The organism is Pseudomonas sp. YeP6b (assembly GCF_025642995.1).
Classification (GTDB): Bacteria; Pseudomonadota; Gammaproteobacteria; order Pseudomonadales; family Pseudomonadaceae; genus Aquipseudomonas.
Window position 1 is genome coordinate 4,060,661 of record NZ_CP080090.1, and the last position, 20,513, is coordinate 4,081,173.

Annotated in this window: 15 protein-coding genes; 13 read left to right on the plus strand and 2 right to left on the minus strand. The window is 61.6% G+C overall.

Annotation, left to right across the window (positions count from 1 at the left end; translation table 11 throughout):
- Positions 1–17: 17 nt before the first annotated feature.
- Positions 18–614, minus strand: a complete 597-nt coding sequence (locus tag KZH41_RS18100) for an imm11 family protein (protein ID WP_094953840.1) — start codon at positions 612–614, stop codon at positions 18–20.
- Positions 615–1,851: 1,237 nt separating this feature from the next.
- Positions 1,852–3,351: a CoA-acylating methylmalonate-semialdehyde dehydrogenase gene (locus tag KZH41_RS18105; protein WP_263273387.1), complete on the minus strand. Its 1,500-nt coding sequence runs from the start codon at positions 3,349–3,351 to the stop codon at positions 1,852–1,854.
- A gap of 109 nt (positions 3,352–3,460) precedes the next feature.
- On the opposite strand from KZH41_RS18105, the gene KZH41_RS18110 reads away from it, so the two are divergent.
- From KZH41_RS18110 to KZH41_RS18170, 13 genes are all read left to right on the plus strand, one after another.
- Complete coding sequence (locus KZH41_RS18110) at positions 3,461–4,402, plus strand: LysR family transcriptional regulator (protein WP_094951860.1); 942 nt, start codon at positions 3,461–3,463, stop codon at positions 4,400–4,402.
- Between the two features lie 100 nt (positions 4,403–4,502).
- Entirely contained in the window at positions 4,503–5,540 is a 1,038-nt protein-coding gene (locus KZH41_RS18115; RefSeq protein WP_242150506.1) for a hypothetical protein, read from the plus strand.
- 403 nt (positions 5,541–5,943) lie between these two features.
- Entirely contained in the window at positions 5,944–7,809 is a 1,866-nt protein-coding gene (locus KZH41_RS18120) for a 3-dehydroquinate synthase (protein WP_263273389.1), read from the plus strand.
- Positions 7,810–7,814: 5 nt separating this feature from the next.
- Entirely contained in the window at positions 7,815–8,684 is an 870-nt protein-coding gene (locus KZH41_RS18125) for a UbiA family prenyltransferase (protein ID WP_263275117.1), read from the plus strand.
- A complete protein-coding gene (locus tag KZH41_RS18130) occupies positions 8,681–9,364 on the plus strand; it encodes an EboA domain-containing protein (protein ID WP_094951856.1) in 684 nt (227 codons plus the stop codon). The genes KZH41_RS18125 and KZH41_RS18130 overlap by 4 nt, the downstream gene beginning before the upstream one ends.
- A 32-nt stretch (positions 9,365–9,396) precedes the next feature.
- Positions 9,397–10,281, plus strand: a complete 885-nt coding sequence (locus KZH41_RS18135; RefSeq protein WP_094951855.1) for a TatD family hydrolase — start codon at positions 9,397–9,399, stop codon at positions 10,279–10,281.
- On the plus strand, positions 10,278–11,492 hold the full coding sequence (gene eboE / locus KZH41_RS18140; protein ID WP_094951854.1) for a metabolite traffic protein EboE: 1,215 nt from the start codon (positions 10,278–10,280) through the stop codon (positions 11,490–11,492). The genes KZH41_RS18135 and eboE overlap by 4 nt, the downstream gene beginning before the upstream one ends.
- Entirely contained in the window at positions 11,482–12,927 is a 1,446-nt protein-coding gene (locus tag KZH41_RS18145) for an alkaline phosphatase family protein (protein WP_094951853.1), read from the plus strand. The genes eboE and KZH41_RS18145 overlap by 11 nt, the downstream gene beginning before the upstream one ends.
- On the plus strand, positions 12,897–14,039 hold the full coding sequence (locus KZH41_RS18150; protein ID WP_263273392.1) for a hypothetical protein: 1,143 nt from the start codon (positions 12,897–12,899) through the stop codon (positions 14,037–14,039). Before KZH41_RS18145 ends, KZH41_RS18150 begins: the two co-directional genes overlap by 31 nt.
- 10 nt (positions 14,040–14,049) lie before the next feature.
- Complete coding sequence (locus tag KZH41_RS18155) at positions 14,050–16,413, plus strand: hypothetical protein (RefSeq protein WP_263273394.1); 2,364 nt, start codon at positions 14,050–14,052, stop codon at positions 16,411–16,413.
- Between the two features lie 58 nt (positions 16,414–16,471).
- Entirely contained in the window at positions 16,472–17,395 is a 924-nt protein-coding gene (locus tag KZH41_RS18160; RefSeq protein ID WP_263273396.1) for a hypothetical protein, read from the plus strand.
- A gap of 18 nt (positions 17,396–17,413) precedes the next feature.
- The gene (locus KZH41_RS18165) at positions 17,414–18,700 is read left to right on the plus strand and encodes a hypothetical protein (protein WP_263273398.1); all 1,287 of its coding nucleotides are present in this window, start codon (positions 17,414–17,416) and stop codon (positions 18,698–18,700) included.
- A gap of 3 nt (positions 18,701–18,703) precedes the next feature.
- Positions 18,704–20,512: a hypothetical protein gene (locus tag KZH41_RS18170; RefSeq protein ID WP_263273399.1), complete on the plus strand. Its 1,809-nt coding sequence runs from the start codon at positions 18,704–18,706 to the stop codon at positions 20,510–20,512.
- Position 20,513: the final 1 nt, after the last annotated feature.

The following is a 20,513-nucleotide window of genomic DNA, read 5'->3' on the forward strand; positions in this document are numbered from 1 at the left end:
ACAGCAGCTTCTCGCGCCTAGGTCACCGTGGTTTTGTCACCATTCACCGAATCAAATGCTATGCCGACTACCCCAGCTCTTTCGAAGCGACGTTTTACTTCTTCACTGACGATGATTCCGCCTAGATAGTGCTTAAGCCTGAAAATATCTCGGCGAGCTACTTTTACCGGGTCAATAACGAGCCTGGTAAAGCCGCGATAATCCCCCGCCAAGTCCGGCCTCACCGGATCATCTACGGTATACCGCTGATATTCCGAGCGCTGTTCATCAACGCATTCAACCTGCGTCTCGATGATCATCACGAAATAGTCCTGTTCAACGAGCGTATTCGCGATTTGCACCGGCTCAAGTACGAGGTGGTGATAAGGCTCATCCACCTCCGGCAAGCCCACTAATGCATCACGCGCTCTTCTGCTCAATACCGGGACACTGCCATAACCCGCCAAAGCGTAATCAACCTCAGCGCCTTCAAACTTGACGTCGAGGGTGTAACTGCCTGGCTCCATGTAATTAACTGGCGGATCTCTGAAGTGCCAGTTATTAACGTGCCGTATGTCCCCAAGTACCCATTTTTCCGGTACTGCGTGATCCGGTCTGAGTAAGTAATACCGCATGTCATTCATCCTTTCCCCCGCGCCAGCCGACAGTATGAAGCACCTGAGTCATGTGGGAGCCGCGTTTGCTCGCGATGGCGGTGGGTCTGCCAGCGAATGCACGACTGATACACCGCCATCGCAGCATAGGTATCTACACATCTTTTTATGGGTTGAGTTCTTTGGTTGTCGCGGGGGCGCTGGGTACATATCCGTTATTTGGGTAACGGCTGCTATGGGTTCCGCTCTTACAGCGGGTCACTTTTGGAAAAGAGCCCCAAAGTAACCAAAGGGCTCTTGCCCCACCACTCGGCACCTCGCCTAGGCTCGGTGTGCCCTCACTCCGGCTTTGGACCATGGGCCGCCGCCATGGGCCATCCTTGGCCCATCGCGGCTAAACCGGCGTCCTGCCGGTTTACCCACGCTCCAAAGCCTGCGTTCGGCCAGCGTGGTTTAACGGGGCGCCTAAGATCAAGATCAAGATCAAAAGCAAGAGCACGGCGGCCTAGTAGCCGACCTGAGTGGTTAAATCAAAAGCAAAACCGAGGCGGCCTGACAGCCGACCTGATCCTGATGGCTGAACTCAATCTAATGTGGGAGCTGGCTTGCCTGCGATGGCATCAACTGGCTATGCCTGATACACCGAGGTGTCTGCATCGCAGGCAAGCCAGCTCCCCACAGAAAAGCAGAGCATTGCAGTGCTGGCAGCTAAACTCGGTCAAAATTGTGGGGAGCGGGCTTGCTCGCTCCCACATTGGGATCTCAGTACATCAGACAGAGAGTGTACTGCCGTGCTTTTGCTGTGCTTTTGCCCTGCTTTTGCTTCTACCACTCAGGTCGGCTACTAGGCCGCCGTGCTCTTGCTTTTGATCTTGATCTTAGGCGCCCCGTTAAACCACGATGGCCGAACGCAGGCTTGAATCCGTGGGTAACCCGGCAGGACGCCGGGTTAGCCGCGATGGGCCAAGGATGGCCCATGGCGGCGGCCCACGGATTCAAGCCGGAGTGAGGGCATGCCGAGCCTAGGCGAGGCACCAAGTGGTGGGGCAAGAGCCCTTTTGGTTACTTTTGGGGCTCTTTTCCAAAAGTGACCCGCCGTAAGGGCGGAACCATACGAAGCCGTTACCGCAGCAACGGATATGTACTCATAGCTACCTAAAAACCCGTCATCGGCCTAGCACGACACAAGAAGTTGCGTAGATACCTATGCCCATCGCAGGCAAGCCCGCTCCCACCGTTGACCTACAGTGTTCCGATGTTACTTAGACACGGGCATCGCAAACTCCGCGCCCTGCTCAATACTCTCCGACCAACGCTGCATGATCGACTTCTGCTTGGTGTAGAAGCGCACGCCTTCAGTGCCGTAGGCATGCATGTCACCAAACAAGCTCTTCTTCCAGCCACCAAAACCGTGCCAGGCCATCGGTACCGGGATCGGCACGTTGATGCCGACCATGCCCACTTCGATACGCCGTGCAAACTCGCGGGCAATATTACCGTCGCGGGTAAAACAGCTGACACCGTTGCCGAATTCGTGGTCGTTGACCAGCTTGATCGCCTCGGCAAAGTCATCCACGCGCACGCAGGCCAGCACCGGGCCGAAGATTTCTTCGCGGTAGATGCTCATGTCTTTCGTCACGTGATCGAACAAGGTAGCGCCGAGCCAGAAGCCATTTTCCAGGCCCGGTTCGGTGGGCACGTAGTCACGCCCATCGAGCAGCAATTGCGCGCCGGCTTGCACGCCTTGCTCGATGTAGCCGCTGATGCGCTCGAGTGCCGCGCGCGAAACGATCGGGCCCATCTCGGCCTTTAAATCGCGGCCGTCGGTGATGCGCAGTAGCTTGCCGCGCTCGGTCAGGGCAGCGATGACTTTGTCGCCCACATCGCCCACCAGCACCGCCACCGAGATCGCCATGCAGCGCTCGCCGGCACTGCCGTAAGCCGCGCCCATCAGCGCATCAACGGTTTTTTCGATGTCCGCATCGGGCATCACCACCATGTGGTTTTTCGCGCCGCCCAGGCCTTGCACACGCTTGCCGTTGCGGGCGCCGGTTTCATAGATGTATTGCGCAATCGGCGTAGAGCCGACAAAGCTCACGGCCTTGACGTCCGGGTGTTCGATCAGTGCATCCACCGCTTCCTTGTCGCCCTGCACCACGTTGAACACGCCTTTGGGCAAGCCGGCTTCGCGCAGCAGCTCGGCCATGAACAGCGAGGCGCTCGGGTCCGTCGGGCTTGGCTTGAGGATGAAGGTGTTGCCCGCGGCGATGGCGATCGGGTACATCCACATCGGCACCATCACCGGGAAGTTGAACGGCGTCACGCCGGCAACCACACCCAGTGGCTGGCGCATCGTCCAGTTGTCCATGCCCCGCGAAACCTGGTCGGAATGTTCGCCCTTGAGCAGGTTCGGAATGCCGCACGCGAATTCGAGAATGTCGATGCCCCGGTCGACTTCGCCCTGGGCGTCGGTGAACACCTTGCCGTGTTCGGCGACGATGATGCGCGCCAGGTCGTCCTTGCGTTCGCGCAACAGGTGCAGGTACTCGAACAGCACACGGGCACGGCGGATCGGCGGCGTGTCGGCCCAGCCGGCAAACGCGGCTTGGGCGGCGGCGACGGCTTCGCCCACGGTCTGGCGGCTGGCCAACGCGACACGGCCGGTCACCTCGCCAGTGGCCGGGTTGTAGACGTCCTGATAGCGATCATCGCGGGAAACGCGCTGGTCGTTGATGTAGTGCTCGAGGGTGATGCTCATGGCAGTTGATCCCAGGTCGGTAACGTTGGAGCCCACGATAGGCTTTCGGTTTGTTCCAAACCAGAGCAGAATCCAGAACTTATTGTCCTTATAAGCGAACAATAGAATCATGGAAAAGGCTGAGATCGAGGGGCTCTGGACGCATATTCACTGGCTGTCAGTGCTGGAGGAGCAAGGCACCTACACCGCCGCCGCCGCGCGCCTGGGCGTGAGCAAATCCGCGGTCAGCCAGCGTATCTCGGACCTGGAAAAGGCCACAGGTACACGGCTGGTCACCCGTACCACACGTAGCGTGCGGCTGACCGATGCGGGGCAGTCATTGACCCGCGAAGTGCGTAGCGCCTATGAACACATCGCCCGCAGCTTCTCCTCGGTGCGCGACTCTGCCGGGGAGATTCGCGGCCTGGTCCGCCTCACCGCACCGGTAGCGTTTGCCCGACAACAATTGGTGCCGCACCTGTCCGAATTCTTGCAGCGCTATCCCCAGGTGCGCATCCAGCTGGACGTGTCGGACGCCCTGAGTTCGCTGGCCGCCGAAGGCTACGACCTGGCGGTGCGACACGGCTTCCAGGTGCCGGAAACCCATGTGGCGTGGAAACTGTGCGACACCGGCTCGGTGCTGGTCGCCACGCGGGCCTACCTGCAACAGCACGGCGAGCCGCGTGAACCCAGCGATCTCAGCACACATAACTGCCTGTACTACCCACGGGGCACCGACCAGCCAGCGTGGACGTTCGAACGCGGCGGCAAAAAAGTCGAGCGCATCACCGTGCCCATCGCCGGCAGCTTTTCCACCAACAACAGCGAAGCCCTGCGTGACTCGGCGCTCAACCACCTGGGCATCGCCCTGCTCCCGGATTTCAGCGCGCATGCCGCGCTGGCCAGTGGCACGTTGGTGCAGGTGCTCAAGGGCTGGACGCTCAAAGGCGCGTTTGCCGATGAGATTTACTTGATTCGGCCGTACTCCCCGCATGTGCCGAAGTCAGTGACTGCGTTGGTGGGGTTTCTCAAGGACAAGCTATCCGGTGGTTTTCGCTTCGTGGGCAATTGAAGTCTGCACCCAGCATGGTCATCGTTTCTCCACACAACCTCACGGGAAACTCCATCGAGAGTCGATAACCTGATCAGCCCTACGTTCAAAGGCGATCGACATGTTGGCCCTCAACCCACGCGTACTGCTCATGGTCCTGTTGTTGCCCGCAGGGCTCTGGGCTCAAGACGTTGGCGCCGCCCGCCTGAAGAACGATATCCCGCCGCGTCTGCAATGGACGGCGAACTTCGGTTACTGCGGTGAAGCGGCCTTCGTCAGCGCCGGGCTCTACTACGGCCAGTACGTTTCCCAATACGACGCCCGGGCCATTGCCAGCCCGGGTATTGACCAGTCCAAAGCGGGGAGCCAGTTGCTGGTGGGTGTGAACGATGGCGCCGCCGCCGCTCGGATGCATTTGCAGGCGGTGCAGTGGAACAGTGTCAACACGCCGGACGCCAACGCCTTCCTGACGTGGTTAAAGGGCAATGTGCTGGCCGGTTACCCGGTGATCATCGGTGTGTATGAAAACATGCACGCGTTCCAAGGCTCCACTGAGGCCGAGGCCGGCGACGCGCAGTACGACCATATCGTGCCGGTGAACGGTATCTCGTCGAAATACCCGCTGACGTTACCGCCGCACGCTTACCCCGACGATGTGCTGGCCCTGAGCGACAACGGCCTCTGGTCACCCGACGGCGCCCCGGCGTATCGGTATCACTTCTCGTTCGACCGCTTCCAGGCCAATCGTCAGGAGGCCAACGCGCCGTCACAGGCGCTGTATTCCCTGCCGCGCAACAGGCAGTTCGGCGTGGCAGTGACCGGCATCATCGATCACGACGGCCAGACGCTGCCGGTGCGGCTGTGGACCGAGGTGATCGACGAGCAACCGCCGATGGCGCAACACGCCAATACCCGGCCCCCGTCTGCCGCGTTGGCATTGACCGTGACGGTCTCCGGGTTGAAGCCGAGCGTGCCCTACACCCTGTATCGCTACGACACCTTCGCCGCCGTCCCGGACGCCGCCTTTAACGCCAACGCTTCCCAGGCGGCGCAACAGTGGAAGGTCAAGATCAAGACGGGCTCGACGTATACGTTGAAAGAGACCATTCGTTCGGACCAGGTCGCGGTGTATCGGGCGGTACCAGACACGGCGCCTTAACCCCTCACCGAGTTAAGCGGAACCGTTCCCAACCACCCGCCGCTGTTAGAGTTACATATAGCCAGCGGCAATAATCTACATAACGAACCTAGCGACTTATTGATTAAGTTTTTACTGGCAAGGGCCATGAACAACGGCTTATTGACGCGCGGAAAAAGTCCATACAACTAATTGTAAACACTGAATAAACACCGCCTGGCTGCGCCTCCTGAAACGCCAGTTTCAAACACATCCCTTCGCAAACTTGCAAAACAACCACAACCGGCTAAGTTCATGAATACCGTGAAAGCCATCAGCCATTACGTATACAACCCGCCCTTCAGGCCAGGGGTTCTATTGCTCTAAAAACAGCGCTTAACAGTGACACGGAACTTAAGTCTTAACTCTCAAAAGGGATGCTTTGATGAAGCGCAGCCGGTGGTATCGTGCGTTTTCGAAAAAGGGGCCAGCCGCGCATTTTTGGCTGTCGTTGATGGGCTTTTCTGTGCTGGTGATTGCCAGCTTCCTGTTGTTTGAACAACAGATCCAAGCGTTCCTGACTCACCTCAACCTGTACCAACCCTCGACACCTGCCCAAGCATTCAACCTGGCACTGCTGCTGATCGCCCTGCTCGCCCTCGACGTGGTGCTGCCGGTGCCGTCGAGCATGGTCGCGCTGCTGGCGGTGGCCGTACTCGGCAGCCTCGGGGGTTACCTGGTGATTTTCATCGGGCTGTGCCTGGGCGCCGGGTTGGGTTATGCGCTGGGGGCCGGTTATTTTCGGTTGCTGTCCGGCCGCCTTGGGCTGCATCAGCGCCAGCCTGGGCAGTTGGCGTATCGGCTGGGTACGTTGTCGTTGATCTGCCTGCGCGGTGTGCCGGTGTTGGCGGAAACGTCGGTAGTGGCCGCCGGGATGCAGCGTTATCCGCTGCGCGCGTTTTTGCTGATTACCACGTTGGCGAATGCGGGGCTGGCGCTGGCCTACACCGCCATTGGCACGTTGCTGATCGAGCAGCACGCGCTGCTGGTCACCCTCCTCGCCAGCATGGTGTTGCCGCTGGCGTTTGTGGCCGGTTACAGCCTGTTCAAGCGCAAGCCCAGTGTGGATCAGCCCCTGCGCGGGCGGTTCGAGGTCCGTTACGACTACCCGGTGATCTTCACCGACCACCTGTTCGACCCGCTCAACCCGTGCCTGCATCAGCAACTCACTCACCCACACAACGGGCCGGTGAAGGTGATGGTGTTTGCCGATGAGCAACTGCTGCACAGCGCGCCTCAGTTGTTGGCACAGATCGACGCCTACTTCGCCGCCCATGCCGACCTGCACGTGCACGCCGCGCCCATCGCCGTGCCGGCCGGTGAGCTGAGCAAAAACGCGCAAGTGCTGGAGCAGCTCTACACCGACATGCTGCAACACGGCCTGGACCGGCACTGCTACGTGCTGGCCCTAGGCGGCGGCGCGGTGCTGGATGCGGTGGGCTACGCCTGCGCCACCTTCCACCGCGGCATTCGCCTGATCCGAATTCCCAGCACCGTGCTGGCCCAGAACGACGCCGGCATTGGCGTAAAAAACGGCATCAATGCCTTCGGCCAGAAAAACCTGCTGGGCGCCTTCTACCCCGCCACGGCGGTGATCAATGACTTCCAGTTGCTCACCAGCCTGACCCGCCGCGACCAGATCGCCGGGCTGGCCGAGGCGGTCAAGGTGGCGCTGATCAAGGACCAGGCATTTTTCGAGTGGATGGAGCAGCACGCCGACGCCCTCGCCCGCTTCGATCACCCCGCCAGCCGCTACGCGATTCGCCGCTGCGCCGAGCTGCACCTGGCGCACATCACCGGTGCCGGCGACCCGTTCGAACGCGGTAACGGTCGGCCGCTGGATTACGGGCACTGGGCCGCGCACAAACTGGAAAACCTCAGCCACCACCGGCTGCGCCATGGCGAAGCGGTCGCGGTGGGCATGGCGTTGGATGGGTTGTATGCCAATGCATTGGGGCTGCTCGGCGATACCGACACTGAGCGGGTGATGAACCTGTTGTGCACGTTGGGCTTCAACCTGTGCCCGCCGGAGCTGAGTTTGATCGATGCACAGGGCCGCTCGCCGCTGCTGCTAGGCCTGGAGGAGTTCCGCCAGCACTTGGGTGGGCAACTGTCGATCCCGATGCTCAACCGCATCGGCCAGTCGGTGGACCTGCATGAAATCGACAGCGCGAAGATGCAGGCGGCGCTGCAACAGCTGGCGTCGCGCAGTGTTGCGCCGCTGCCACTGGGTGAGGGTTACGCACAATGAGCCCGATGAAAACCTGGATGACCCTCGGCCGGGTTTCCAACCTGCCCACGGTGTGGACCAACACCCTGGCCGCCGCCCTGCTCGCCAGCAGTGCCGGCGCGCTGGCGCCGCCGTCGTCGCAGGCGTGGGTGCTGCTGTTGATCACGCTGTCGTTGCTGTACCTGGCCGGCATGCTGTTGAACGACTGGCTCGATGCTGATTGGGACCAGCAACATCACAACCCGCGCCCGATCACCCTGGGTTTGGCCAGCCGCCAGCAAGTCGGCCTGGCCACCGTACTGTTGCTGATCCTTGCCGCCGCGGCGGTGCTGGGCTTGAGCCGCTTGATCGACCAGCCGCATTGGCTGCTTGGCGGCGTGGTGCTGCTGGTCGGCTGCATCGTCGGCTACAACCTGCTGCACAAGAAATACGCCCACAGCGTGTGGCTGATGGGCGCCTGCCGCTCGGCGCTGTACCTCACGGCGGCGGCCAGCCTGGCGGTGCCGCCGGAGCCAATCTGGCTGTGCGCGATTCTGCTCGGTGTGTACATCAGCGGCCTGACCTACCTGGCGCGCCAGGAACACCGCAACCAGTTGATCAGCCGCCTGCCGTCGCTGCTGATGCTCAGCCCGCTGGCCCTGGCGTTCTACTCCAACAACCTGTGGTTCTGGCCGGTGCTGCTGCTGTGGTTGGCCTGGCTGGGCTGGCATTACTGGAAGCACCTGGCCCACCCGCAGCACAGAAACGTCCGCGCGTTTATCGGCGCGGGCCTGGCCGCCTTGCCGTTGTTCGATGCACTGGTGCTGGCGGTAGCCAACCAGCCGTTGGGCAGCCTGTTGTGTGTGTTGGTGTTTTTTCTGCTCCCCCACTTTCAGCGTTGGATCAAGCCGACATGAACATACGCCAGGATGGCCTCACCGAACGCCAACAAACCCTGAGCCAGCAACTGGAAGCCACCGAACTGCAAGGGTGGCAAGCGGCGCAGGCACAGCTTGCCCAGCAACCCAGCGCCACCACAGCGGCGCTGTTGAGCGGCCAGTGCAAGCGTTACCTGCCGGCACCTTCGGTGAAATTAGCGCGCGGGTTGCTGCTGGCCCAGGCACTCGAACACACCGAGGCTGCCGAGCAGTTGCCGCTGCTGCGCCAGCTGTTCCTGTGGGGCGACGATCAGGAAAAAATCGCTCTGCTTAGCGCCCTCGACTGGCTCGACAGCGACGGCGAGTGCCTGGAACTGGCCTTGCAGGCCGGGCGCACCAGCAACCCGCAGGTGTTTGCCGCCCTCGCCCTCGACACGGCCTACCCGTCACGCCACTACTCGGAGCGCGCCTTTCACCAACTGGTGCTCAAGGCACTCGGCATGGGCCTCGACGTGGGGCGCCTGGTCGGCCTCACGCAACGCCACGGCGTCACGCTTAATCAGTTGGCCCTCGACCTGCTCGACGAACAACTCGCCGCCGAACGAACCGTGTCCCCCGGGCTGCCCCGGGTGATTGCCTTCGAGCTGCTCAGCCCGGCGCAACAGCAGCGCCTGCGCGGCTTGCGTTTGCCGGTGCAATGGCACGCCTACCTGAACTGACGCACATCGCCTTCCCTTGACGAGGATTCACCATGCTCAAGTACTTTGATCCGCATATTCACATGGTCAGCCGCACCACCGACGACTACCAGAACATGGCGGCCGCCGGCATCACCGGCGTCATCGAACCGGCGTTCTGGCAGGGCCAGGCGCGTACCAGCGTCGGCAGTTTTGTCGACTACTTCGACACGCTGCTGGGCTGGGAACGCTTTCGCGCGAGCATGTTCGGCATCCACCATTTCTGCACCATCGGCCTGAACCCCAAAGAAGCGAATGACCTGTCGATCGCCAATGAAGTGCTGGAGATTCTGCCGCGCTACCTGGTGAAAGAAGGCGTGGTCGCGGTTGGCGAAATCGGCTACGACGACATCACCCCTGAAGAAGATCGCTTTCTTGCCGCGCAGCTTGAGCTTGCGAAGCAATTCAACCTGCCGGTGCTGGTGCACACGCCACACCGCGACAAGATCGGCGGCACCAAACGCACCCTGGCGGTGATCCGCGACGTGGGGATCGGCGAGCACCTGGTGATCATCGACCACCTCAACGAACTGACCTTGCCGCTGGTGCTCGACAGCGAGTGCTGGCGCGGCCATTCCATCTACCCCAACACCAAGATGTCGGAGCAGCGCATGGTCGCCTTGCTCAAGGAATACGGCACCGAAAAAATGGTGGTCAACAGCGCCGCCGACTGGGGCATCAGCGACCCACTGAAAGTGCCCAAGACCGGCCAGGCGATGTTGGCAGCGGGCTTTACTGAAGCCCAGGTGGAACAGGTGCTGTTCCACAACCCGGTGGACTTTTTTGCCCAGAGCGGCCAGTTGGACAAGGCCTTGGTCAGCACGCCACTGCCCATCGACCAGCGCAAGCAATGGCAGGAAAACTCGGCCCTGCGCGGCCAGGACCCGGTGGTCAAATGAGTGCCGCCAGCAGCTGGACGGCCGCCCAGGTCGGGTATTGCAGCAACGTGCACCCGGCCCGTGACCTGGCCGGGTTACGCGCCTCCATCAAGCAGCACTTTCAAGGCGTGCGCAGCCTGCGCGGGCTAGAGGAACAGGACAGCGGCCTGTGGATTTGCGCTCACGCGGCGGCGCAACTACAGCAGGATTCGGCGCGTGTGCAGTTCCTGGCATTGCTCCAGCACAGCGGCCTGCGCCTGACGTCACTGAACGGTTTCCCCTATGGTGAATTCCATCAGGGCGCGGTGAAAGCCGACGTCTACCTGCCCAACTGGGCCGACCCGCAACGGCTAGCCTACAGCCTGGACCTGGCGCGCATCCTCGCTCACGCCTTGCCTCCCGACTGCCGCCAAGGGGTGATTTCCAGCGTACCGCTGGGCTATGCCGCCACCTGGAACGAGGCCTTGCAGGCACGCGCCGATGAGCACCTGAGCCAACTCACCGCCGCGCTCGCCCGCCTGCATTGGGAAACCGGCAAGAAAATCGTGTTCTGCCTGGAGATGGAACCGGACTGCGTGCTGGAGACTACCGAGCAGGCCATCGCGTTCTTCCAGCGCCGGCAAGCCATGGACCCGAACCATGCCTACCTGGCGCTGTGTTTTGATGTGTGCCACCAGGCGGTGATGTTTGAAGACTGCTACCAGTCGCTGGACCGGCTGCGTGAGGCCGGGGTGCCGGTGGGCAAGGTCCAGCTGTCCAACGCGCTGATTTGCCGCCTGCCGTCTGACGATGAACAGCGCCGCGAACACGTGCTCAAGACCCTGAGCAGCTTTGCCGAAATCACCTACTTGCACCAAGTGAAGGCGCTCGACGCACAGGGCCGCCGAGTGGCTTGGCCGGACCTGCCCGCCGCCCTGACGCATTGCGCCGGGTTCAACGAACTGCGCATCCATTTCCACATTCCACTGTTCAGCGAACACCTGTTGTTGCCCGAACTCAGCGGCAGCCAAGTGGCGCTGGCGCAGACCTTCGACTACCTGGCGGCCCATGGCGATTTCCGCCCGGTGCTGGAGGTGGAAACCTACAGTTGGGGCGTGCTGCCCTTTGAGCTGCGGCCCGCCACCGAGCCTGCGCAATTGCAAGGCATTGCCGCCGAACTGCGCTGGGTCGAAGAACAACTGCGCCAGCGCAACCTGTTGCACGTGCAGAAGGTATACGCCGATGCCCTCTGAACAACCGCTGTTGCTGATCAATGTGGTCGGGCTGACGCCGTCGCTGTTGGGTGAAGCGACGCCGCACATCAATGCCCTGCTCAAGACCGCCCAGATGGCCACCCTGCAACCGGTGTTCCCCGCCGTCACCTCGACCGTGCAGGCCTCGATCCTCACCGGCGCGCCGCCGTCGCAACATGGGATTGTCGGCAATGGCTGGTACTTTCGCGACCAGGCTGAAGTGCGTTTCTGGCTGCAACCCAACGCGCTGATCCAGGGCGAAAAAGTCTGGCACACGCTCAAGCGTGAGATCCCGGGTTTTCGCTGCAGCCAGTTGTTCTGGTGGTACAACATGTACGCCGACGTGGACGCCGCGATCACCCCGCGTCCGCATTACCCGGCCGATGGGCGCAAGCAGTTCGGCTTGTATTCGTCGCCGCCCGGGCTGCATGAGCAGATCGAGGCGCAGATTGGCGAGTTCCCTTTCCATGGCTTCTGGGGCCCGGCGGCGGGCATTGCCTCGAGCCGCTGGATCGTCGATTGCGCGATGGCCGAGTTCCAGCTCAATCGCCCTCACCTGCAATTGATTTACTTGCCCCATTTGGACTACAGCTTGCAGCGCGTGGGGCCTGAACATCCGTCGATTGCCGATGAAGTGCGCGCCATCGACGCCGAGGTGGGCCGCTTGCTGAGCTTTGCCGAGGCGCAGGGCGCGGCGGTGATGCTGCTCTCCGAATACGGCATCGAAGCGGTCGAGCAATCGGTGTCGATCAACCGCGTGCTGCGCGCCGAAGGCCTGTTGCAAGTGCGCCAATCCTTGAGCTGGGAGTTGCTCGACCCTGGCGCCAGCGCGGCGTTTGCGGTGGCCGATCATCAGGTCGCGCATGTGTATGTGAAGCAGGCGCAGGACATTCCCCGCGTCAAAGCCTTGCTGCAGCGCCAGCCGGGTATCGAGCAGGTGCTGGACCAAACCGAGCAACGCACCTGGCAGTTGGACCACCCACGCAGCGGCGAGCTGGTGGCCGTGGCCGCAGCGGGTTACTGGTTTGATTACTACTACTGGCTGGACGCGCGCAAGGCGCCGGATTTTGCGCGCACCGTGGACATCCACCGCAAGCCCGGCTACGACCCGGTCGAGCTATTTATCGACCCGGCGATTCGCTTCCCTAAACTGAAAGTCGCGCGCCGCCTGCTGCAAAAAAAGCTCGGCTTTCGCTACTACATGGACCTGATCCCGCTGGACACCCGCCTCGTGCGGGGCAGCCACGGCCGCCTGCCCAGCAGCGCGCAGACCGGCCCGTTGCTGATCACCAATTGTGATCTGGCGTTACCGCAGCACCTTGCGGCGACGGCAGTGAAGCAACTGCTCCTGGAACATTTCCTGGGGCGCCCACACCTGGAACTGGCCAATGCCAAGGAGCTTCCATGCGGCGAGCCTTATCTATCACTGTCTTGAGTGCACTGGCCGGACTGGCCCAGGCCCAAGGCGCAAACACGCCCTTCGACTGCACGGGTTTCTTGCAGTTTGGTGGCGACATCGACAAGACCCGGGCGACCTTCACCCAGAGCCCCGAAACCCTGGCCTGGAACTGGTTTGCCTGCCTCAACCAACCCGCTGCGGCACAAAGCCCTGACTTGGTCTGGGAAACCATGAAGCCGTCGGATCAGGTCTACCTGGCCAACGGCGCGCAACCCCTGCCCTACGCCCAGCGCGTGCCCGTGCCACCCGCGGTGCTGACGCAAGCCCAGGCGATGGGCATGAACGCCAACCGCATGTTCCATAACCTCAATGCCACGCAACAGGTGGACGGGCTGATCCTGGAAATGGGCGGGCAAGTGCCGCAAGCCCAGCAAGGCCAGGCGGTGCGCTTCCAGCTGCTGATGGGGCCGGACACCTTCAACTACATCGTGCAGCAGAAGGTCTACAACGTGAATGGCCAGGCCGCGTTGACCAGCGACCTGAACTTCCCCTCCACCGCGTGGGAACTGAAGGCCGCCTGGCTGTGGATCGGCAACAACCCGACCTATCAGCAGCAACTGGCCAACGACGGCTACTACATCGCCCAGACCTACTACCAGCAAGGCAGTGAGTACGTGGTCGGTTATGCCGCGTTGAGCGGCTTGCACGTGATCAACAAACTGAACCCCGACTGGGTGTGGACCACCTTCGAAAACCGCAACAACGGCAAGTACACCGTGACCAACGCGATCCCGCCCACGCCGATGACCAACAGCACCGGGCCGACCACGGCGGCGCAACCGGTCAATGTCAGTTTTCAGGCGAGTTACCCGACGCTGGCGCAATACGAGCTGATCGGCGTGCAGTCCAATACCACGCCCACCTTGCTCGCCAACTCCCAGTTGGAATCGGCGTTCCAGAGCATGTCTTCGTGCTTCGCGTGCCACAGCACCGCCGCGTACTCGTCGACTAAGGGCTACTTCAATTTCGCCCTCAAACAACAGGGCGGCATCGTCTACCCCACCGCCGAACTGCCGGCCTCCGACTTTGTCGGCTATCACAAACTGGACTTTGTCTGGTCGCTCAAACGCGCCCAGTGGCAACGCTAAGGAGCCTCACATGAGCGTATTGAATTTCCCGCGTATCTACCTCGGCGGCCATATGTTCTGGAACCCGCCGACCGCCAACAATAACGACATGTACCCGCTCTACGATGCGGTGAAAATGCAGATGAACTGGCGGTTTCTGGAAGCCTTCAAGATCACGCCGCTGAACGCCGCCAGCAACCTGCTGCCGTGGACCATCGCGCCATTGGCCCCGGCCGCCGTACCCGACTACGTGATGCAGGTGCCGGGCAATGCCGGGCAGTTGGCGTCCCCCATGATCCCCGGCGAATGGAACCTGTTCGGCGACAACGCCTGCGGCACCGTGAGCTACAACCAGACCCAGTCGGTGATCACGGGCGGCGAGTTGCCCGACGGCGGTTATGTGAGCCAGGACCCGCTGATCAACCAAAGTTATCAGCTGCTCGGCAACCCGTTTGGCGGCGCGCCGAATTCCCCGGCGCGCTTTGTCGACGTGAGCCCGTGGCAGAACACCTTTACCGCGCTGTACTTCGACAAGTTGGTACTGGGCAATGCCGAGTGCGGCCTGACGCTCAACCGCGAGCACCGCATGCTCGACCGGTTCCTCAACTTCAACTGGGCCAACCTCGGCGGCCTGGCGTACGTGACCACCACTTGGCAGACCTGCTTCCCGAAAGAAAACCTGGCATGGGTGATCGGCAACTCGGCCTTGCTGCAAAACCTGCAGGCGCAGATGGCGCAACAGAATGCCAAGGGCCTGATGTTTCGTTTTACCACCTACCTGACCTGTTACGACAAGAACGGTATCTTCAACAACTACCCGCCCATCGACACCCACAGCTCCACGCCCGAAGCCCAGGCCAAGGTGCAAGCCATGTATCAACAGGCGCTGGATAACGTCGGTGACATTTTTTTCAACCCGGCCTATAGCCGCACCGTAGGCAGCCTGGGGCTGTGGTTTGAGGATGAGTTCCCCACCGCGCCAGCGGGCCGGCGCCTGGTGCCAGCACAAAAGGTGCCCATCTACAAAACCTCACCGGGTACCACCAGCCAGGTCCAACTGGGCGTGATCTCGGCCCAGGCCCATGGCACGACCTTGTCGCTGGACCTGGGCAACGCGTTCCCGTTCTACCCCGTCGACAGAAAGGCCGAGATCCCCGTTGCCGCCAAGTACCAGGCCGGCAACTACCAGATTGGCATCCGCCAAGGCACGCAATTCAGCCCGTTGGCAAGCTTTGGCTATGACGACTACCAGCAGTTGGCGTTCGACAAACGCGCCGGCATCCTCGACCTGCCGCTGACCGTCCAAGCTCAGGCGCAGCTGCAAACTGGCAGCCTGGAATTGCAACAACCAGGTACCACGCCAATCATCGCCGCGACCCAGCAGATGTGGACCGCCGAGGTGGTAGAGAGCGCCAGTTTTATCGACGTGGGCGACACCAAGACACTGCAAATCATGGTGCAACACGACGGCCAGCCCGCACCGGCCGGCACCACGTTATGGGTGGCGGAATACGGCAATGCCTACATGCTGTGCACCACCGATTACTACCTGGCGTTCAGCAACGCGGCGGACTTTTCGCTGTTCAACAACGACCCGCAGAACCCGGCCAACAACAGCCCCTGCCTGCCGCAGTTTAGCGGGGCGAAGACCCTGCTCGGCCAGATCACCGAAGGCACCGGTCGTCAGCTCATGGCAACCCGGCTCGCGGTGTCAGCCGATCAGACGACGCCGGTGACCTATCAGCAATTCCTGCAAACACCGGCCGCAGTCGCCTTAAGCCCGACGCTTAAGTTCGTCAACCCGATTGCCCTGCAAGGCACGCTGCAAGACCCGCTGAACAGCAACGTGCAATACAGCGTGACCAAGATTCAGACCGATGCCAATGGCATCGCCAACCTGACCGTCACGGCCCAGGCGCCGGGCTTTCCGACCTTGCGTTTCTTTGTGCAGGAAGGTGAGCAGGCGCCGGTGATTCCGTTCAGTTTCCCACTCAACCAGGCCTTTACCGACTTCCTCGCACCGCTGCGCGTGCTGCCGCTGGAACCGCAGATGCAGCAGGACTTCGTCAACGCCTGGAACCTGATCTATCAGCGTGAGGACGCCGGCCAGCTGATCTGGGAGACCTTCATCTACCCGTTCATCTTGCAGCCGTTCTATTACCTGTACCCGATCATGAGCAAGTACATGCCGCTCAATAACCTGAAGCGCATCGAGGGCGCCGTCGACCAACTGATCGTGCTGATCAGCAAGCAATATCAGGAGGAAAGCACCCTGGCCATGCCCATCACACGCGACATGCCGCAAAGCCGGCGCGCCGTGCTGGAACTGTGGGCACAGGCGCTGGTGAAGCGTAACTACCCGCCCGTGCAGCTGAGCATGAGCGACTACACGTAAGCCTCACACAGGACCACCGGGTGACGCGCCTGTCGCCCGGTTTTCAAAGGAGTGTTGTATGAACGCCAGCCTCTTGAGCCGACTGTTACTGTTGTTACTGTTGCTGAGCCCCGTTGCGTTTGCCGAGGACGACAGCGGCGCCGTGTACTTCACCAATGGGGTGCACAACAGCGAAGGCTGTAATGCACAGAACGGCAACTGCATCGCCAAACGCGCGCCCAGCGACCCGTCCGATCCGTTTTTCCCGGCGCAATGGATCAGCGATTGGACGATGTACCGGGTGATGAACAACTACCAGAACAACCCACCACCTTACAGCAGCCCACCCTCCACGCTCAAACCTGCGGACTACACCGTCTCGCGCGGGACCAGCTACTACGACAGCACCTACATCCCAGCCGACGGCGACGGTTTCGGCGCGATGATGGAGCACTACGAGAAGTACTGCCTGCCGATCTTCCCGATCAAGAACAACAACTACAGCTGCTCGTTCGTGTCCCTGGGCAACAAGGCGTACTTCCTGACCTACCCGCAGGACCGCCCGAAAGACATGCCGGCCTGCTGCATGTTTTCACCGATGAACCATCCGCCGCGCCAGGACTTTATCGAGCACCTGCCCTACAGCGCCGAACGCAGCAAAAACCTGGGTGGCAGTGTGCAGGCCTATGCCTTGGACCTGATCTCGCCGGCGGGACCGATTTTGTTCGGGTATGCGTTTAACAAGCAGCAGACGGGCAAACCGCCCTACCGCCTGCCCCAGTCGTTCTTCTTTTCCGGGGACGTGAGCGTCGCGAATGCGCCCATCGTGAGCCAGAACTACACGAACTTTCGCATCGACAAACCCGACCCGGCGCAGACCTGGGCGCAAGTGATCGCCATGTGCCCGTCGAACCCGCCGCCGTGCCAATTGTTCGAGCCGCCGGCGTCCCAGAGCAACGGGCATAAGGCCCAGTGGAACCAGCTCATGCAGCGCAAACCCTGAACACAAGGACGTATCGCCATGAAAACACTCGTGAGTGTGATGCTACTCGGGCTGGTCAGCCTGTCGGCCCAGGCGCGGGAAGCGCCTCAGCCGTTGACGCTGGCCACGCAATTCAACTGCCAGCCACCCAGCAGCGCGCCGGCGGCCACCGCCAGCCAGGATCAGTTCGATCAATACAGCTGGCAGCTGTTTATCGCCTTAAACTGGCCGGCACAGGACGGGCAACGTGGCACGCCCAACTGCAGCAAACAGCCCGGCGATTCGGGCTATACCGTGTGGCAGACCTACAAGACGGTCAGCGAAATATTCCTGCCGGGCGCTGCCAACCCAGGGCCGTGGAATAGCCCGCTGACCGCCCGAAGCCTGGGCATCATCAACATCGCGGCGCTGAAGAACAGCTCGCTGGTCAACTCCATCGACCAGGCGGTGGGTGGCTGGCTGATCGACCAGGCGGGCAACCCGACCTATTACGATATTTCGGCCAACCAGGCGTCCTACAACTACATCGTCAGCAATAACTTCTACAACGCGAATGTGGTATCCAAAGCCAACACCATCAACTTCCCCAATGGGGTCATCGAGGTCAAATCCAGCTGGCGCATTCTGACTGCCCGGGACAATGCCAGCCATTACCTGACGCAGTTTGCCCGCGTGGCGCGGTTCAACAGCCAGGGGCAGCGCATTGGTGTCGGCGAGGCGTATTTGGGGTTGGTGGGCTTGCACATCATCACCAAGGTCAATGGTTACCCGCAGTGGATCTGGTCGACCTTCGAGCAGGTCGAAAACGTGCCGCCCAAAGCCAAGGTGAACGGCCAGTGGGTTGACCAACCGGTAGCCGGTACCGCCTATTCCTACTTCAACGCCGCCGCCCCCGCCGCCGCACTCAACCAGTCGCCGTGCAACTGGCAAACCCAGGGCACGCAACTGGTCTGCGTGCCCAAACCCGGCACCTCGTTCCAGACGCCCAACCCACTGAACCGCGTGACGCCGATTGCCGACGCCACCGCTTGGGTGAACAACAACTATCGCACACACCCCGGGCTGCAACGCAGCGTGTTGAAGTACTACCAGTTAATCACCACCCAGCGCCCGTTGATGCCGAACAACCCGAGCAACCCGCTGGGGCAGCCGACCCCGGCACTGTCGGCCAATGTGACCATGGAGAGTTATATCCAGCCCAACAGCAGTTGCATGAACTGCCACTCGATGGCGACGCCGGTGAAGAGCCCGTTCAAGTCCGACTTCTCCTACCTGTTCAAATTCGCCAACCCGCCTCTCACCCCTCACGCCACGGACAAGGAATAGACCATGAGCATCCTCAATGGACCACGACTGAATTTCTGGGGCGGCATCCGCACGGACGTGAGCTTGCCAAACAACTCGCCGACCATTCCTTTCAATGGCGATGATGAATGGCCGCTCTTCGACCTGACCACATCAACCCTGGCGCCCGGCGCGCAGTCGTACACCGACGACCAGTTAAACAACATGATCAACGCCCCCACCGGCAACTACTACACCGCCGGCGGCTGGAACCACTACGGCCAGCATGTGGTGGACATGCAGAACGCCTTGATCAGCTCCCAAGGCAGCCCCGGCAACATCAGCACCACGGGCGATCAGGTCGGCCAGCCGGTGTACCTGCTTGGCTCGGTGGACCCGGCGACCGGCCAAGGCCCCGTGTCCGGCCCGATGATGGTCGACCTGGACCCTAGCGCCTCGACCACCACGCAGATCTTTGTCGGCGGCCTGCAAATCGGCAGCGGCGAAAATATCCAGCTGCTGATTCGTTGCAATGCGGTATGCAGCAGTTTCGACGTGACCGGCCGCGTACTCGAGCCGGCGAAGATGGATGCACCGGGCTCGTTCCACGCCAGCGGCACGTTCCAGCTGACGTTTCCGCTGAGCAGCATCGTCAGTTGGAACAAGAACAGCAGTGGCCTCAAGGCGATCATCCAGGCGCCGGGGGCGACGGGTATTGTCCTGCGTTTCGTGATGTTCGAGATGTGCCCGCAGATGACCACCGCGCAACTCGATGCGGATTATGCCGCCGGTAAATACACGCCGAACCCGAGTATCGGCCGGGTCATCGGCACACTGGCGCCGGCCTTTGCTGGCGAGCCGCTGAGCTGCCAGCCGGGGCGGCAATTGGTCAATGCGTCCACGGGCAACGCGGCCTACGCGGCGCTGGGCACTAACGGTTTGCTGAGCCTGGACATGGTCAACGTGATTCCCAAGCAAACCTTCCGTGCCGTGCGCGACGACATCACCAGCCCCATCGGGCCAAATGCGAACTATGGACCGGTGACGATTTCAGCTGGGGCCACCGCGCTGATAACCCTCAACCCGACCGCCAGCCCGTTGGTCAATTACTACGTGTACGGCGGCATCGTCGACGTGCCCCTGAATGCCAGCCAGCAACAAGCGGTCAAGACCACGCCGCTACAGATCACCGGCCCTAACCCGGTGGCGGGTAAGACGCTTAGCGCGAGCGAATCCATCTACCGGGTGTATGCCGACCAGCGCAACCTGTACCTGGAGGATTACCCTAATGGCCTGACGATCAATTTGCAGGTGCGCTACTTGGGCGGGCCGGTGCCGAAAGCCACCACGGTCAGCCTGGGCGCCAGCGCGCCTGGGGTCTACGACCAGAAGCAATACATCGACTTCCTCAACTTCCCGAGTTCGCTGACGGTGAGTGCCGGCCAGCAGGCCGTGAGTTTTCCCGTCACGCTTAAACCCGGCAGCGCCGCCCAGGCGGGGTTTGTGGCGCTGACCTGCACGGCCAATGGCGTGGACAACGGTGCGTTCTTCACCAACTTTCGCAAGTACGCGCAGACCGACTTCGGCATCGCCAAGGGCAGCATCATCACCTGGCAGCAGGTGTACCCGAACGTGCTGCGTTTTCACTACCTGGCCTTCCCCGCCATGTCGCGCTACGTGCCGCTGAACCAGCCCGACGCGATCATGGCGGCGAAAAACGCCATCCTCGCGCGCACCTCGGATGCCTACAAAGGCACCACGCTGTTCATGCCGGTGGTGCACTCGATGTCCCCCGCCCAGCGTGCACTGCTGCGTGCGTATCTCACCGGCAGCCCGTGGCAGCCGCCGCAATAGG

What these genes read in the sequence shown, in the direction of transcription:
- KZH41_RS18100 (WP_094953840.1), bottom strand. Translation starts at nt 614, where the DNA reads ATGCGGTATTACTTACTCAGACCGGATCACGCAGTACCGGAAAAATGG.
- KZH41_RS18105 (WP_263273387.1), bottom strand. Translation starts at nt 3,351, where the DNA reads ATGAGCATCACCCTCGAGCACTACATCAACGACCAGCGCGTTTCCCGC.
- KZH41_RS18110 (WP_094951860.1), top strand. Translation starts at nt 3,461, where the DNA reads ATGGAAAAGGCTGAGATCGAGGGGCTCTGGACGCATATTCACTGGCTG.
- KZH41_RS18115 (WP_242150506.1), top strand. Translation starts at nt 4,503, where the DNA reads ATGTTGGCCCTCAACCCACGCGTACTGCTCATGGTCCTGTTGTTGCCC.
- KZH41_RS18120 (WP_263273389.1), top strand. Translation starts at nt 5,944, where the DNA reads ATGAAGCGCAGCCGGTGGTATCGTGCGTTTTCGAAAAAGGGGCCAGCC.
- KZH41_RS18125 (WP_263275117.1), top strand. Translation starts at nt 7,815, where the DNA reads ATGAAAACCTGGATGACCCTCGGCCGGGTTTCCAACCTGCCCACGGTG.
- KZH41_RS18130 (WP_094951856.1), top strand. Translation starts at nt 8,681, where the DNA reads ATGAACATACGCCAGGATGGCCTCACCGAACGCCAACAAACCCTGAGC.
- KZH41_RS18135 (WP_094951855.1), top strand. Translation starts at nt 9,397, where the DNA reads ATGCTCAAGTACTTTGATCCGCATATTCACATGGTCAGCCGCACCACC.
- eboE (WP_094951854.1), top strand. Translation starts at nt 10,278, where the DNA reads ATGAGTGCCGCCAGCAGCTGGACGGCCGCCCAGGTCGGGTATTGCAGC.
- KZH41_RS18145 (WP_094951853.1), top strand. Translation starts at nt 11,482, where the DNA reads ATGCCCTCTGAACAACCGCTGTTGCTGATCAATGTGGTCGGGCTGACG.
- KZH41_RS18150 (WP_263273392.1), top strand. Translation starts at nt 12,897, where the DNA reads ATGCGGCGAGCCTTATCTATCACTGTCTTGAGTGCACTGGCCGGACTG.
- KZH41_RS18155 (WP_263273394.1), top strand. Translation starts at nt 14,050, where the DNA reads ATGAGCGTATTGAATTTCCCGCGTATCTACCTCGGCGGCCATATGTTC.
- KZH41_RS18160 (WP_263273396.1), top strand. Translation starts at nt 16,472, where the DNA reads ATGAACGCCAGCCTCTTGAGCCGACTGTTACTGTTGTTACTGTTGCTG.
- KZH41_RS18165 (WP_263273398.1), top strand. Translation starts at nt 17,414, where the DNA reads ATGAAAACACTCGTGAGTGTGATGCTACTCGGGCTGGTCAGCCTGTCG.
- KZH41_RS18170 (WP_263273399.1), top strand. Translation starts at nt 18,704, where the DNA reads ATGAGCATCCTCAATGGACCACGACTGAATTTCTGGGGCGGCATCCGC.